This window comes from Flagellimonas amoyensis (assembly GCF_003058265.1).
In the GTDB taxonomy this organism is placed as follows: Bacteria; Bacteroidota; Bacteroidia; order Flavobacteriales; family Flavobacteriaceae; genus Flagellimonas; species Flagellimonas amoyensis.
On record NZ_QBUK01000014.1, the window covers coordinates 1 to 15,443 of the forward strand.

12 protein-coding genes are annotated in these 15,443 nt (G+C 47.1%); 4 read left to right on the top strand and 8 right to left on the bottom strand.

Annotated features, from left to right (window positions below; translation table 11 throughout):
- The first annotated feature begins 469 nt into the window (after positions 1-469).
- Entirely contained in the window at positions 470-1,579 is a 1,110-nt protein-coding gene (locus tag DB398_RS16805) for a hypothetical protein (protein ID WP_108425625.1), read from the top strand.
- Here DB398_RS16805 and ribB read toward each other — a convergent pair.
- The 8 genes from ribB to DB398_RS16845 form a co-directional block, all read right to left on the bottom strand.
- Complete coding sequence (ribB, locus tag DB398_RS16810) at positions 1,576-2,715, bottom strand: 3,4-dihydroxy-2-butanone-4-phosphate synthase (protein ID WP_108425713.1); 1,140 nt, start codon at positions 2,713-2,715, stop codon at positions 1,576-1,578. The genes DB398_RS16805 and ribB overlap by 4 nt on opposite strands.
- Complete coding sequence (locus DB398_RS16815) at positions 2,715-4,223, bottom strand: LptF/LptG family permease (RefSeq protein WP_108425626.1); 1,509 nt, start codon at positions 4,221-4,223, stop codon at positions 2,715-2,717. The genes ribB and DB398_RS16815 overlap by 1 nt, the downstream gene beginning before the upstream one ends.
- A gap of 3 nt (positions 4,224-4,226) precedes the next feature.
- The gene (gene lolA1 / locus DB398_RS16820) at positions 4,227-4,874 is read right to left on the bottom strand and encodes an outer membrane lipoprotein periplasmic chaperone LolA1 (protein ID WP_108425714.1); all 648 of its coding nucleotides are present in this window, start codon (positions 4,872-4,874) and stop codon (positions 4,227-4,229) included.
- Positions 4,875-4,878: 4 nt separating this feature from the next.
- Positions 4,879-7,272, bottom strand: a complete 2,394-nt coding sequence (locus DB398_RS16825; RefSeq protein WP_108425627.1) for a DNA translocase FtsK — start codon at positions 7,270-7,272, stop codon at positions 4,879-4,881.
- A gap of 62 nt (positions 7,273-7,334) precedes the next feature.
- Positions 7,335-7,700, bottom strand: a complete 366-nt coding sequence (locus DB398_RS16830) for a diacylglycerol kinase (RefSeq protein ID WP_108425628.1) — start codon at positions 7,698-7,700, stop codon at positions 7,335-7,337.
- The gene (gene tpx, locus DB398_RS16835) at positions 7,693-8,199 is read right to left on the bottom strand and encodes a thiol peroxidase (protein WP_108425629.1); all 507 of its coding nucleotides are present in this window, start codon (positions 8,197-8,199) and stop codon (positions 7,693-7,695) included. The genes DB398_RS16830 and tpx overlap by 8 nt, the downstream gene beginning before the upstream one ends.
- A gap of 115 nt (positions 8,200-8,314) precedes the next feature.
- Entirely contained in the window at positions 8,315-9,793 is a 1,479-nt protein-coding gene (nhaC, locus tag DB398_RS16840) for a Na+/H+ antiporter NhaC (protein ID WP_108425630.1), read from the bottom strand.
- Between the two features lie 367 nt (positions 9,794-10,160).
- The gene (locus DB398_RS16845; RefSeq protein ID WP_108425631.1) at positions 10,161-11,360 is read right to left on the bottom strand and encodes an aminotransferase class I/II-fold pyridoxal phosphate-dependent enzyme; all 1,200 of its coding nucleotides are present in this window, start codon (positions 11,358-11,360) and stop codon (positions 10,161-10,163) included.
- Positions 11,361-11,509: 149 nt separating this feature from the next.
- Between DB398_RS16845 and DB398_RS16850 the strand changes: the two genes are divergently transcribed.
- From DB398_RS16850 to lpdA, 3 genes are all read left to right on the top strand, one after another.
- Positions 11,510-11,971 (top strand): Lrp/AsnC family transcriptional regulator, encoded by a 462-nt coding sequence (locus DB398_RS16850; RefSeq protein ID WP_108425715.1) that lies wholly within the window; start codon positions 11,510-11,512, stop codon positions 11,969-11,971.
- A gap of 231 nt (positions 11,972-12,202) precedes the next feature.
- A complete protein-coding gene (locus DB398_RS16855; RefSeq protein WP_108425632.1) occupies positions 12,203-13,486 on the top strand; it encodes a BspA family leucine-rich repeat surface protein in 1,284 nt (427 codons plus the stop codon).
- A 462-nt stretch (positions 13,487-13,948) separates the two neighbouring features.
- Positions 13,949-15,352 carry a dihydrolipoyl dehydrogenase gene (gene lpdA / locus DB398_RS16860; RefSeq protein WP_108425633.1) on the top strand — a complete coding sequence of 468 codons (1,404 nt, stop codon included), beginning with the start codon at positions 13,949-13,951 and terminating at the stop codon, positions 15,350-15,352.
- Positions 15,353-15,443 lie beyond the last annotated feature (91 nt).

Here is a 15,443-nt window from a genome sequence, read left to right on the forward strand (position 1 = left end):
GAAGTCATAATGTGGGGAAAAGCCCAAGTGCAGGTTTCAAGTTCAAATGGAGGTGGAACTATTGGTTTTGGGTTGAATGGTCAAGGTTGAAGGGTAAAGGGTAAAGGGTGAAGGGTAAAGGGTGAAGGGTTCCGGGTTTTTGGTTTCAGGTTATGGATGTTTCAGAACGCAGTATGACGTTTGTAGCAGACTTTGTCATTCTGAGCAACGCGAAGAATCTTTTTAAGGTTGGGATTCTTCAAACACTTCGTGTTTTTCAGAATGACAAGCATTACGAATAACCCAGTAACCAAATCACCGAATAACCAAAGTCAGTTTTCTAACATTTAGTTTGATACAAATTCCATTGAAAATTGGGCCGTCTAGGGCTATTTTAGTGGGTCGATCATAAAAAGAAATACAGGATAGGGTACGGATCATAAAATCAATTATCTTCGATGGTGTGAATTGAACAACCTCTCCCTTATTTATGAAGAAAACCTCTCTTTCTATCTTCTTTTTGGGGTTTATCAACCTTTTGATCGCCCAAAAAAATGTCCATGTTATTTCACTGCTCCCTAACACCACGGAAACGACGGAGCATGTGGATTTTTATGTGTCGGATATTGTGGATAACCGGATATACAAGGACCATGTGGGCATAGCGCAAAAGGGAATGCTCAATAAAAAGGTGCAGGCCGTGTTTGAACAGTCTTTTGAGGAGGAATTGTTGGCCTACCTCAATACGGTTTTCCCGCCGGAAGCATCAAAAAAACCATTGATCTTGCGGATCAACCAATTGTTGATTTCCGAGAATACGGGTGCTTTCAAAGAAACAGGAACAGCGACCGTCAACCTGGACGTGCTCATGCATTTGGACGGAGAATACAATTACCTGGGCAGTTTTGCTTCCGAAGCCGAAAAGAACAGCATGGATGTTACCGGAAAGCACGATGATCGCATCAGGGCCATACTAAAGGAATGTTTAATGGAGTTCGACTCTGTGGAGAACAAGTATGAAGCCAAGAAAATTGTGCGTCTGGAACGGCCAGAAATCGCCAATATTTTGAAGGAAGATCCCCAAAAGGGCTATTACTATTCTTTTAACGAACTTTATAACAACACTCCAGTCCAAGATTCTACCCTTCGCATTGAAAGCAAGGACGAAAACCTTGTCAAGGTCAAAAATGCAAAAGGCAAGCCAGCATCGTATTACGGGTTCTTTGACGGAACGGATTTTTATCTAAATGCCCAAAACTATTCAGGGGAAAGGCATTTTGTGAAAGCGGCGAAAGTCAACGATTTTTTACTCTTCAATGATGTTTTCATCAACCAAGACAAGGTAAGTGGCCTAGCTTTTGCCTTCGGTATCATTGGTGTTCTCGCTTCGAACGAAAGAAGCAACACCTTGTTGGACCTGAACACGGGAAAATTTATAGTATTGACCCAAAAAAGAATAAAGCTCCTTCTTGAAAAAGAGTATCCCGAATATTACGATAGGTACACCAAATATGAAAACAACCAAACCTTGGTTCGGGGCATATTGGAACGGGTCATCAATGAAAAAGGCTATGCGTATCTTGTCAACACAGCCATTTAGTAGTTGACGTATTCCACAATCTCAAGACCGTAACCCACCATTCCCACGCGACGGGTCTGTCCGGAATTGCTCAACAAGCGGATCTTGGAAATATTGAGATCGTGCAGGATTTGGGCACCGATACCAAAATCCTTGGCGTCCATATCAATTTTTGGTGCCTTGTGGATGCCTTGGGACTGAAGTTTTTTCAATTCCGACAAACGGCTCAAGAGATTGTTGGACTGGTTGCCCTGGTTGATGAAGATCATGGCACTTCTTTCCTCGGCATTGAGCACATCGAACATACGCTGCAACGCTTCGTCCGGATTGTTGGTCAAGGTGCCCAGCATATCGTTGTTCACCAAAGTGGAATTGATTCGGGTAAGAACGGGTTCGCCAGATTTCCAACTTCCCTTCACCAAGGCAATATGCACTTGGTCGTTCGTGGTCTGTTGGTAGGCGCGTAGCCTAAAATCACCAAACCGGGTATTGATGTCAAAGGCCTCCTTGAGTTCTATCAAACTATCGTGCTCCATCCGATAGGCAATGAGGTCCTCGATGGAAACGATTTTCAGGTCAAATTTTTCGGCCACTTTCAGGAGCTCGGGCAAACGGGCCATGGTCCCGTCCTCATTCAAGATCTCTACCAAGATCCCTGCAGGTTCCAGTCCGGCCAACCGGGCAAAATCTATGGCGGCCTCGGTATGTCCCGTACGCCTCAATACCCCTCCGTTCTTGGCCCTTAGGGGAAAAATATGTCCGGGCTTGCCCAGTTCATGGGGTTTGGTATCCTTGTCCACAAGAGCTTTGATGGTCTTGGCCCTGTCGTGTACGGATATGCCCGTGGTGCACCCATGGCCCAACAGGTCCACGGATACGGTAAACTGGGTCTGGTGCAGTACGGTGTTGTTCTGCACCATCATGTTCAGTTGTAATTCTTCACAACGGCTTTCGGTCAGTGGGGCACAGATGAGTCCCCGACCGTGCATGGCCATGAAATTGATCATTTCCGGGGTGACCTTTTCGGCCGCAGCAATGAAATCGCCTTCGTTCTCCCGGTTTTCATCATCCACCACTATGATGACCTTCCCTTGACGGATGTCCTCAATGGCTTCTTCTATGGCGTGCAGTTGTATTTTTTTATCCTTGGCGACCATCATTCTTCAGAATCTTTTTTCTTCTTTTTAAATATCGATTTTATGCGGTCAAAAATATGACCAAATCCGAACAGTCCTTTGTCGGCCGTGGCCCTTTTGGTGAGCGAAACGCCCAAGGGCAACATGATCAGGGTGGACAGCCAGGCCCCTATGGCAGGGTGTATGTTGCCTTCCTTGGCATAGTTTCCTGCAAATACCCCAATAAAATAATAGGTCAAAAATAAGACAATGGCAATGACCATGGGCAATCCAAGCCCTCCTTTCCGGATGATGGCACCCAACGGGGCCCCCACGAAGAATAGGATGATGCAGGAAAGTGCCAATGCATATTTTTGGTGGAGCGACAGGATATGGCTGTTGTAGAACTTGTATCTGCTCTGCAGTTCATCCTTTTTGGCCGTTACGGTGCTCATGATGCCCGAAACGGAATTCTTGGCATTCTTTAGCACCTGTAGCCGTTGCCATTCCTCAAGATGGTCCAATAGGCCTTCAATGTCCTTGATGGAATCCTTTTGGATCTCTTTCTTCTGTTCTTCTGTTTCGATGAGTTCCAGTTTGGGGTTTTCTGCCTTTTGGAGGTTTCTTTTGGGAAGCACGGGAAAGGCACCCATACGGCTGACGATGTTCTTTGAAAAGGCCTCCACTTTCTCAAGATTGTTTTCGCGGAGCGAGTCGATATCCTTGATCAATCGGCTCACATTTTTCATCTTGTTGGTGGTGATGTTCTGGTCCTCCTCCATGTCCTGATCGTTCAGTTCGGAGATGTCGATATTGATGGTGTAGGTCTTGAAGTCCGCTTTGGCAAACGGCTTTTTGCGCTGCTCCTTCGGGTCCTTGGAAACCAGTTCCTCGTAATAGTTGCCATCCTTCAACACCAATTGGATGATGTCGGATTCCTCACTGCTGATGAGTTCGCCAGATTTGGCCTTGATTACGGTGTTGTTGATGTTCTGGTCGGTTTTTCTGTGGATGATCACATTGTCCAAAAACCGATCTTGCTCCCCGTATTTTTTGTCCACCTTGATGTTCATGCCCTCACCGGTGCCCTCAAAATCACTGAAAACCCCTTCGGTGATGGCTGCTGCCGGTTTGACCTTGGCTATGTTCCTCCTCAGGTTGAACATTTTCTGTTCGGATTTGGGTATCACATTGTTCGCAAAGAAAAAAGTGACCACGCCCAAAAATAGCACAAAAACAATAAGGCTGCGCATGCCGCGCTGCAATGAAATGCCGGAAGCCTTCATGGCCGCGAACTCATAATTTTCGGCAAAGGTCCCAAAAGTGAGGATGGAGGACAGCAATACGGTCAAGGGAAGTACCTTGTCAATCAACGTAGGGATAAAATAAAAAATGAACTTGGCAATGATAACAATGCCAAGCCCTTTTCCCGCCAAATCATCAATGAAAAGCCATATTCCCTGAAAAATGAATATGACGATCAGGATGAAGAAAGAACTGAAAAAATTGTATAGAAACCTTTTTAATATATACTGGTCTAGTATTTTCAATGCCTAGTTTCTTGTGATATAATACCCTTTGTCCTCGTATTTTTTCTCGTTAAAGGTAAACATAGCCCCCGAAATGGGTTGGTCGGTTTTGAAAGAATTAACGGTAATGGTGGTTTTTGTGCCGTTGTTCCCTGTTTGGATGAGCTTGTAGATGTGCTTGGTCTGCGTGTCGATGCCCAACAATATTGATTTGATCTCCGTGTTGGAATCGATCGGGGTCAGCTTCACATATTGAATCTTTCGTCCGCCCACATTTTGTTCGATGTCCCACTGGTAGTTGTGTCCCGTCTTGTAGAAGGTGAGCATTTTGGATGGGCTCACATTGTCGTCCTCCTCGTTCACGTCCTCAATGGTGACTTCCTCGTTCTCGGGAACGACGGTATATACCTTCTTGCCATCATAGAGCTGTTGCGCACCCAGATAGTTCAAAACGTATTTTTCCCCACTCAGGGTAACGTTGCCATTGGTGTCCTGCTTCAGGTTGGCCTCCGTGTTTTCCAAGGTGGACTGAAAATCGATATAAATGTTCTTGTAGGATTTCACCTTGTTGTACACTTCGTCCAAAAGGGCCTTGGCCTTGTCGGAGCCCTGTCCGTATGAAAAAACCGCCGAAGCGAAAAGTGCGATAAAAAGAATATGTTTCTTGATCATGGTCTTATTTTGATTCATTTTCTAAAAATTGTTCCAAAGAATAAATGTCTGGGATCAACACTTGCCGTGCCTTGCTACCCTCAAAAGGCCCCACAATTCCGGCGGCCTCCAATTGATCGATGATCCTTCCGGCCCTGTTGTATCCCAATTTTAATTTCCGTTGGATTAGGGAAGCAGAACCTTGCTGTGCCGTCACAATCACTTCTGCGGCCTCGCGGAACATATCATCCCTTTCCGAAATATCATAATCAATACCTGTGCCAGAATCTTCACCAACATACTCGGGAAGCAAATGGGCTTCGGGATAGGCACGTTGGGAACCGATGTACTCTGTGATCTTGCTCACTTCGGGCGTATCCACGAAGGCGCACTGCAAACGGGTGACATCGTTCCCTTGTGTGTAGAGCATATCCCCACGGCCGATAAGCTGGTCGGCACCCTGGGCGTCCAAAATGGTACGGGAATCTATTTTTGAGGTCACACGGAAAGCGATCCTGGCCGGGAAGTTGGCCTTGATGATACCCGTGATCACGTTTACCGAAGGTCTTTGCGTGGCAATGATCAAGTGTATGCCAATGGCTCGCGCCAACTGTGCCAATCTGGCAATGGGCGTTTCCACTTCCTTGCCCGCTGTCATGATAAGGTCGGCAAACTCATCGATCACTAGAACGATATAGGGCAAAAATTTATGCCCATCATTGGGGTTGAGCTTCCGCGCCTTGAACTTTACATTATATTCCTTGATATTCCGCACCATGGCCGTTTTCAACAGCTCGTAGCGGTTGTCCATTTCAATACAGAGCGAGTTCAGGGTATTGATGACCTTGGTATTGTCCGTGATGATGGCCTCGTCCGAGTCGGGCAGTTTGGCCAAAAAGTGGCGTTCAATTTTATTATAAAGGGTAAGCTCCACTTTTTTGGGATCCACAAAGATGAACTTCACCTCGGCCGGGTGTTTTTTATAGAGCAGGGAGGTGATCACGGCGTTCAACCCGACAGATTTCCCCTGACCTGTGGCACCTGCCATGAGCAAGTGGGGCATTTTGGCAAGGTCCACCACAAAGGTTTCATTGCTGATGGTCTTCCCGAAGGCAATGGGCAGCTCCATTTCCGCTTTCTGGAACTTGTTGGAGGCGATGACCGACCTCATGGAGACCACAGTGGCCTTTTTATTGGGCACTTCGATACCCACCGTACCCTTGCCGGGTATGGGGGCGATGATACGAATGCCCAGTGCCGCCAAGGAGAGGGCGATATCGTCCTCTAGGTTTTTGATTTTCGAAATACGGATTCCCGCTTCGGGCACTATCTCATAAAGCGTTACCGTTGGGCCGATGGTGGCCTTGATCTGCGCAATGCCGATCTTGTAGTTTTTTAGGGTGCTGACAATGCGGTTCTTGTTCTCTTCCAGTTCTTCCTGGTTGATGGTGATGCCCCCGGATGCCCCATGGTCATCCAGCAGTTCCATGGGAGGGAACTTATAGTTCCCGAGTTCCAATTTCGGGTCGAACTCCCCAAAATCCTTGACCAATTTGGCCGCTTTCACCTCGGTTTCCTCTTCCGCAGGGGTTTCTTCCACGGTCAGGTCAATATCGGACTCTTCTTCGTCTTCCGGTAGGTTGACATCCAGTCCTGCTGCCGTCTGGAGTGGGGGAATGTCCTTTTTGTGGGTGTAGGTGTCCACTTTTTCAGGGACTTGATCATCTATGCGCAGTTCGATGCCACTTTCATCAATCTCATCGAATTCATCTGTATCTGTTGTATTTACAACGGGCTCGTCTCCCTTGAAATCGGATTTGATCTTTTCCCTTTGGGAACGGAAGAAATTGGCAAAGCCTTCAGGGGTGAAGTTGAAAAGGCGCACCAGGATTACCATCAGCACGAACAACAATATCAGGAACACGCCTATCTTTCCTGTATAATCCTGAAGAAAATCGTTCATCTCATATCCAATGAGTCCGCCCAAGAGGGGGGAACTGGCCGCAAAGAAGCCCAACGCAACGGACAGCCAAATGACACCCGTGAGCCCCCATATCCATTTTCCGATAAGCCCTTTGGCCTCCAGCCCCAAAAAGAGGTAGAGCCCTGTTACGGCCAACAGTAGGGGGAAAGCGAAGGACGCGAGCCCAAACCCTTGGTACATGAAAAAATGGCTCACACTGGCCCCAAACTTGTTGAGTAGGTTGCTGGCCTCAGCGTTCCGGTTTGCGAATTCGGACAGCATGCTCTGGTCTTCCTGCCATGTAAAATAGAACGACATGAAGGAGAAGAAGAGCGCAATGCTGAGAACGATCAAAAGACTGCCAAAAATGATCTTGTTTTGCTTGGAAGGCTTAAGGGATAGCTTCTTCTTGGCAGTGGTAGGTTTGGATTTTGATGTGGTCCTTTTCTTTGCCATCAATGGTGTTTAATTCGGGGCTAAGTTACAAATTTACGTGCTCCAACAGTCCTTGGACGTTTTTATAGCAGCTTGGGGACATAGATGATGAGTCCGATGATGCTGGCAATGACGGACACGATCATCACGGCCCCGGCCGAAATGTCTTTGATCAAACCGATTTTTGGGTCCCTTTGGGGCTGGATGTAATCGGCCATTTTTTCGATGGCGGTGTTCACTCCCTCGACTCCCATGACCATTCCAATGGACAATAACTGTACCATCCATTCGGTACTGGAGATTTCAAAAAGAAACCCGGCGGCCGTCATCAAAAGTGCGATAAAAAACTGGATCTTGATGCTGGCCTCCGTCCTCAAGAGCAGGAACATGCCCTTTAGGGCATAGCCCACACTGCGGATCCTGTTCTTCAAGAAAGATTCCCTAGGCATCCATCAAAGCTTCAAGCGCAGCTTTATAGTTGGGTTCGTCCACTGTTTCGGAAACCTGTTCGGAGTAGATCACCTTGCCGTTTTCGTCTAATACTACAACGGAGCGGGACAACAAGCCCTGCAACGGACCGTCCACAAAGGTTGTATTGTAGGATGTGCCAAAATTACCGTCCCTGAAATCGGAAAGGGTCTCCACCTTGTCTATGCCTTCGGCTCCACAGAAACGCGCTTGTGCAAACGGAAGGTCTTTGGAGATGCACAATATTTTGGTATTGTCCAGCTCTGCAGCTTCTTGATTGAACTGACGGACCGACTGTGCGCAGGTTCCGGTGTCCACACTGGGAAAAATATTGAGTACCACCTTTTGTCCTTTGTAGTCCGATAGGGATACAGTGGAAAGGTCGTTTTTTACCAACTTAAAGTCAGGGGCTTGGGAACCATTTTCAGGAAGGTTGCCAAGGGTATGTATTTCATTTCCTTTGAGGGTGACTGTTGCCATGATCTATTTTTTGTTTGAGGGTCAAAAATACTCAAAAAAACCTTCTTTTCGGGAGGCTGTACCATGTTGTTGATAAAAATGATACCTCTTGAAAAATGGCTGTTTTGAAGATAGACTATTTGGTCAATTGCTTGATTTTGATCTTGAAAGCGGCGAACAACAAGGTCATGAAAGGGCTCAGCCAGTTGAAGATGGCATAAAAGAAGTATTCCCCCACACCCACACCGAGCACCCCACTATGATAGGCGCCGCAAGTGTTCCAGGGTACCAATACCGAGGTGACCGTTCCCGAATCTTCCAAGGAACGGCTCAGGTTCTCTGGGGCCAAACCACGTTCGGCATAGGCCTTGGAGAACATTTTTCCAGGGACCACAATGGCCAGATACTGGTCCGAAGCGGTGATGTTCAAGGCCAAACAACTGCCCACAGTGCTTGCAAAGAGCCCAAAGGTGGTCTTGGCCAATTTAAGAAGCGATTCCGTAATGCGTTCCAACGCTCCAATGCCGTCCATGATGCCCCCGAAGACCATGGCACAGACAATGAGCCAAATGGTGCCCAGCATGCCCGACATTCCGCCCGAGGAGAAAAGATCGTTCAGGGCAGGGTCGCTTGTGGCTATTTCGGTATCCACGGTAATGGCATTCAAAATGCCCTTGTAAGCAGACTCGAAGGTCAAACTGGTACCTCCACCAATAGTGGCCACAATGTCCGGCTGAAAAATAAGGGCGAACAATCCGCCCAATAAAGTTCCGACAAGTAGGGCCATCAAAGGTGGTGCTTTTTTGACGATCAAGAGGATAACGGCCAAAGGCACCAAAAAGAGCCACCCATTAATATTGAAGGTGGAACCGATATTCGTTAGTATGGAACTGGTGTCCGTATCGCCCGATGTGTCAATGGTAAAGCCCATGATAATGAACACGATAAGGGTGATGATGATGGTCGGGGTCGTGGTCAGGGCCATGTACCGGATGTGGGTGAACAGGTCACCGCCCGCCATGGCCGGGGCCAGGTTGGTGGTATCGCTCAATGGGGACATTTTATCCCCGAAATAGGCACCCGAAAGCACGGCTCCAGCGGTCATGCCCAAGGAAATGCCCAAGGCATCACCGATACCGATGAGCGCAATGCCCACAGTGGCCGAAGTGGTCCAGCTACTGCCCGTCGCCACGGAAATGATGGCGCAGATGATCACACAGGCTGCCAAAAATATGGTAGGGTTCAGGATCTGTAGTCCATAATAGATCATGGCGGGAATGATGCCGCTCACCAACCACGTGCCCGAAAGTGCACCCACCATAAGAAGAATGAGCAATGCCCCAGTGGTGGAACGGACATTCTCCGCCACCTCTTCAATCATTTGCTCATAGGAAACCTTATTGAAAAAACCAACGATGGCCGCTACCGCTCCGCCCATCAACAAAATGAATTGATTGGAACCGCTCAGCGCATCATCCCCAAAAACAAAGACGTTGTAGGCCAACATCGCCACAAGGGCAAAAACAGGGATCAATGCTTGGAAAATGGTGAGGTTTTTGTCCTCTACAATGTGTTCGTCTTCCCTGTACTTTGGTTTTTCCTCTTTGTTTGGCATATGGTCTGGGTTTGTTAAAAGGTAATATTACGATTTTGAACCCTGTTCTCCAAAAATCTAACAATTCAGCAATCATCCAAAAAGCCCAAGTGCAAGTTTCAAGCTCAAGAAGGGAATAGGATTGCGGGTTTTGGGTTAAAGGAGCAAGGGTAAATGTTCAAATCAAAAAACCAATTTGCAATGAACAATTATCAATAATAGAATCACCTAATAGTCAGGCCATCTAGGGCAACTGTCCCCTTGAGGGGACCTTAGGGGTGTTTTAGGAGGACACTAATTTCACGAATTAACACAAACTACTTTGGACTTCAAGCTCCAAAAATCCAAACTCCAAATCACCAAAGTCTATTATCTAATGTCTCTTTTTTCAGACAATCCCCAATTGCTCCATACAGTCCCGCATGGACAGATAGGTCTTGTGGATGTCGTTGTCAAGGCCAATGGAGAATCGGATAAGACCCTGTGAAAGTCCAAGTGCTTCCTGCTCTTCCAAGGGAATCTCGGAGGAAGTGGATGTGCCCGAGGCACTGAACAAGGTTTTGTAGAACCCCAGACTGACGGCCAAATAGCCCAACTTTTTCTCTTGCATGAGTTCCATCAAGGCATTGGCCCGGTCCACGGAGCCCACATCCATGGTGAGCATGCCACCATATCCATACTCGTGGTTCATCTGTGCTTTCATGAGTTGGTGTCCGGGGTGGCTCTCTAACCCAGGGTACACCACTTTGAGCCCGTCCTTTTCAAATTTTTCGGCCAGATAATGGGCATTTTCACTGTGTTTTTTGATGCGGATGTGCAGCGTACGCATGTTTTTGAGGATGGAAGCGGCCCGCAGACTGTCCAGCGTACTGCCCAAGAGCATGCCTGCGCCGTTGTTCACATCTTTCAAGCCCAAACAAAAATCGGTGGTGGCGCAGACGGCACCTGCCACACAATCACTGCTGCCATTGATGAACTTCGTGAGACTGTGCACCACAATATCCGCACCCAATTGGGCCGCATTGATGGTCAACGGAGAGAACGTATTGTCCACCACTAGGGGCATAGTATTCTTTTGGGCGATTTTGGACAGTGAAGGGATGTCGGCAATTTCCAACAGCGGATTGCTGACGGCCTCGCAATAGATCATCTTGGTTTTCGGGGTGATGGACTTCTCGACCGTATCCAAATCGGTAATGTCCACAAAGGACACCGAAATGTGGAACTTCTTCACGAAGTTTTTCAGGAACGCGTAGGTGCCGCCATAGATGGTGCGGCTACAGACGATATGGTCGCCTGCATCGCAAAGTTGAAGGATAACGGCCGTGATCGCCCCCATGCCACTGGCATAGACATTGGCGGATTCCGTTCCTTCCAATTGTGCCATGGCCTCTCCCAAATACAGGTTGGAAGGGGAGGAGTGCCTGCTGTACAAGTAGCAACCTTCCGTGTTTCCCTCAAACGTATCGAACATGGTCTTTGCAGATAGAAAGGTATAGGTAGATGAGTCTGAAATAGAGGGATTTACGCCTCCAAATTCACCAAAGTATTGAAGGCCCTGAATATGTTCCGCTGCTTTATAGTCCATGATGTGATTTTTTGTAAAACTAATCAGATGTAGTCTCAAAGTCAACATACTTGTATATATATAGAATTTTAGACCTATTTTAATCTACATAATAGATATTAATTCTACTTTTATCCATCTCAAAAGCATTGAACCGAAAAATAATCAGCATGGAATTGGATTTGGTGGACCAACAATTGGTGAAACTGTTACAGGAAGACTGCAAGAAGACCACAAAACACTATGCGGACATTCTCCAACTTTCCAAAACTGCGGTCTATGAGCGCATTCGCCGTTTGGAGCGCACAGGTGTGATCACCCAGTACGTGGCCTTGGTGGACAAAAAGAAACTAAAAAAGGATTTTACGGTGCTTTGCCACATCCGTTTGGTACAGCACACCAAGGACAATGTGCTGCGGTTTGAGCGGGAAGTGCTGAAACTGGAGGAAGTCTCGGAATGTTTCCACGTCGGGGGCGATTATGATTATATCCTAAAGATCAATGTGGCCGATATGAAAAGCTATCGGGAGTTCATGCTCACCAAACTCACCACCATCAATAATATAGGGAACACCCAGAGTTCGTTCGTGATCAGTGAGGTGAAGAATACCCCATCAGTGCATATCGGATAAACTGCTTTTCGATTTTCGGGTTATTGCCTTTTCAGTTGTTATTACTGCGGCAATGGCTATGCATTTGTCCCTGTTTTGAACGTACGCTATCCAGATTTTACACTTTCCAAATTTTCTCCGTCAATTCAAAAGGCCCATCCATCAATCCAAACCCATCATCCGTCAGATCGTCTCTTTCAATTTCATGAAAACTGCACACCTTGCCGTAGTTTTTAATCTAAAAAGTATGTTATGAAAAACGCAACGAAGAGTTTTGGAACAATGATTATCGCCTCCATCTTGCTATGGTCCTGTGGAAAGGATGATGGACCGACTGCCCCTGGGAATACGGCCCCGAAGATTTCCGCACAGGAGTTCACGGTGGATGAAGATCTCCCCGACACCGAACTGATAGGTGTCGTAAAGGCCACCGACGCTGAAATGGACGCATTGACCTTTAGCATCAAAACGAATGACGAGGGTCTTTTTGAGATCACTGCCGCTGGGGATCTTTCCCTTGCTGCTGGAAAAGCATTGGATTTTGAGACCGATGCACAACATGTGATTACTGTACAGGTAAGTGATGGCGACAAAACATCCACCGCCACAGTGACCATAAAGGTAGGAGATGTTGATGAATCCCTAGCTGCCGATCCAGGTTCCTTTATCACCACTTGGAAAATAAATGCCAATGGTGAGGAGTTGAAAATTGCTACGGACAATAGTCTTTCTTATGACTACACCATCGATTGGGGTGATGGGACAGAGGAGAAAATCACATTGAGTACATCTCCCACTCATATCTATGCCAGTTCTGGCACCTATACCGTTGCCATTAAGGGTGTATTTCCAAAAATCAATATGATCAATGAAGATGGATATGCACTAAAACTTATGTCCATTGAGCAGTGGGGCTCCAATTCGTGGGAAAGTATGAACGGAGCCTTTGGCTATTGTGCAAACATGGTCTATAACGCCACGGATGTGCCCGATCTTTCCAAAGTAACGGATATGTCCTACATGTTCTATGAAGCCTCTTCCTTTAATGGCGAGATTGGAAACTGGAATACTTCTATTGCAACCAGCATGGAAAGTATGTTCTTTGGGGCAACTTCGTTCAATAAGGACATCGTCAATTGGGACACTTCCAATGTGACCACCATGGCCACTATGTTCTTTGGAGCGACATCTTTTGATCAACCACTCGGGGATTGGGATGTTTCCAGTGTGACCACTATGTCAGGAATGTTCAGGGATGCTGCTGCTTTCAACCAAAATTTGGGGGGTTGGGACTTGTCCAATATCACAAGCTTGAACAATATGTTCAACAATTCTGGACTGGATGCTTTGAATTACAGTAGCATATTGAAAGGCTGGGGAGGAAAGGGCAATGTATTCATCCCCGATGGGGTCATATTGGGTGCCGCTGGGGTCAATTTCTGTAGTGATGAGGATACCGTATATTTCCGGGATACAGTATTGGTGACCCAAAATGGGTGGACCATTACTGATGCAGGATCAGTGGCCTGTCAATAGACTTTGCCAATCGTATAGTCGTTTCTCTTTTTTGAGCTGTTTGTGCCACCGGGAGGCTTTTGGGTCTTTCGGTGGTTTTTTTATGAAGTTATTTGGTTATGGGGTCATTCAGTTATTTGGATTGTTGTTGCTTGTCATTCTGAAAGCATGGAGTGTTTGAAGAATCTGATCCGGAGAGGGATTCTTTGATGGTCAGAAGTCAGAAGTGTCACGTTGAGCGTAGTCGAAACGTCGGAAGAGACGAAAGAACATAGACTATAGAAAATAGACTTGGATGATTCGGTTACTGAGTTATTGGTCAGTGCTAATTGTTCATTGTAAATTGGATTTTCCCTTTAACCTTTTACCCTTTCCCCGTTAAATCATCACCCGAAACTTTCCGCAACCCACTGTTCCAACGAAAAAACATTCGTATTTTTACACTGTTTTTAAAGAACGGATTATCCTTACAAACCATACAATATGAATCAATATGATGTAGCTGTCATTGGCTCGGGCCCCGGAGGCTATGTGGCAGCGATTAGATGTGCCCAATTGGGAATGAAAACCGCAATCATTGAAAAATACGACACCTTGGGAGGCACCTGCCTCAATGTGGGCTGTATTCCCTCCAAGGCCCTTTTGGACTCATCGCACCACTACGAGGATGCCATAAAGCACTTTGCCGAACACGGAATCGATATTCCCGGCGAAGTAAAGGTGAACCTAAAGCAGATGATCGCCCGCAAACAAGATGTCGTGGAGCAGAACACCAAGGGCATCGAGTTTTTGATGGGCAAGAACAAGATAGATGTCCTTCACGGACTCGGAAGTTTCAAGGATGCCAACCACATCACTATTGAAAAAGATGGAAAAACGGAGACCATCGAGGCAAAGAACATCATCATTGCCACGGGATCCAAACCCTCCACCTTACCGTTCATCCAACTGGACAAGGAGCGCATCATCACGTCCACCGAAGCACTCAAGCTGAAGGAAATCCCCAAACACCTGATCGTTATCGGGGGAGGGGTCATCGGTCTGGAATTGGGCCAGGTCTACAAGCGCCTTGGTTCCGAAGTGACCGTTGTGGAATATATGGACCGCATTATCCCCACCATGGATGCCGCCCTTTCCAAAGAATTGATGAAAGTACTGAAAAAGCAAAAGATGTCCTTCAACCTGTCCCACAAAGTGAAAGCGGTGGAGCGCAAAGGTAAAGAAGTCATCGTGAAGGCAGACGACAAAAAGGGCGAGGAAGTGGTATTGACCGGCGATTACTGCTTGGTCTGTGTGGGACGTAGACCCTATACCGATGGATTGAACCTGGAAGCGGCCGGTGTAAAACTGGACGACAGGGGCAGGGTAGCGGTGAACGACCACTTGCAGACCAACGTTTCCAACATCTACGCAATCGGGGATGTCATCAAAGGGGCCATGTTGGCACACAAGGCCGAAGAAGAAGGCGTTTTGGTGGCCGAACTCTTGGCCGGACAAAAACCGCACATCAACTACGACCTTATTCCCGGGGTGGTCTATACCTGGCCAGAAGTGGCCGCTGTGGGCAAGACCGAAGAGCAGTTGAAGGAAGAAGGTGTGGACTATAAAGTGGGCCAGTTTCCGATGCGGGCATTGGGTCGTTCACGTGCCAGTATGGACCTGGATGGGTTTGTGAAAATTTTGGCGGACAAAAATACCGATGAGGTATTGGGCGTCCACATGGTGGGAGCGCGTTGTGCCGATTTGATTGCAGAGGCCGTCACCGCAATGGAATTTAGGGCTTCTGCCGAAGACATTGCACGAATGAGCCACGCACACCCGACGTATGCCGAAGCTGTCAAGGAAGCAGCCTTGGCCGCAACGGACAATAGGTCAATACACAGTTAGTGTCAAGTCGAGTGATTTTTTGGAGGTAAACGACGAAAAATAGTATCGAGAACTGACGGATAATAAGATAAAAGGCATTCGGTCTATCAAG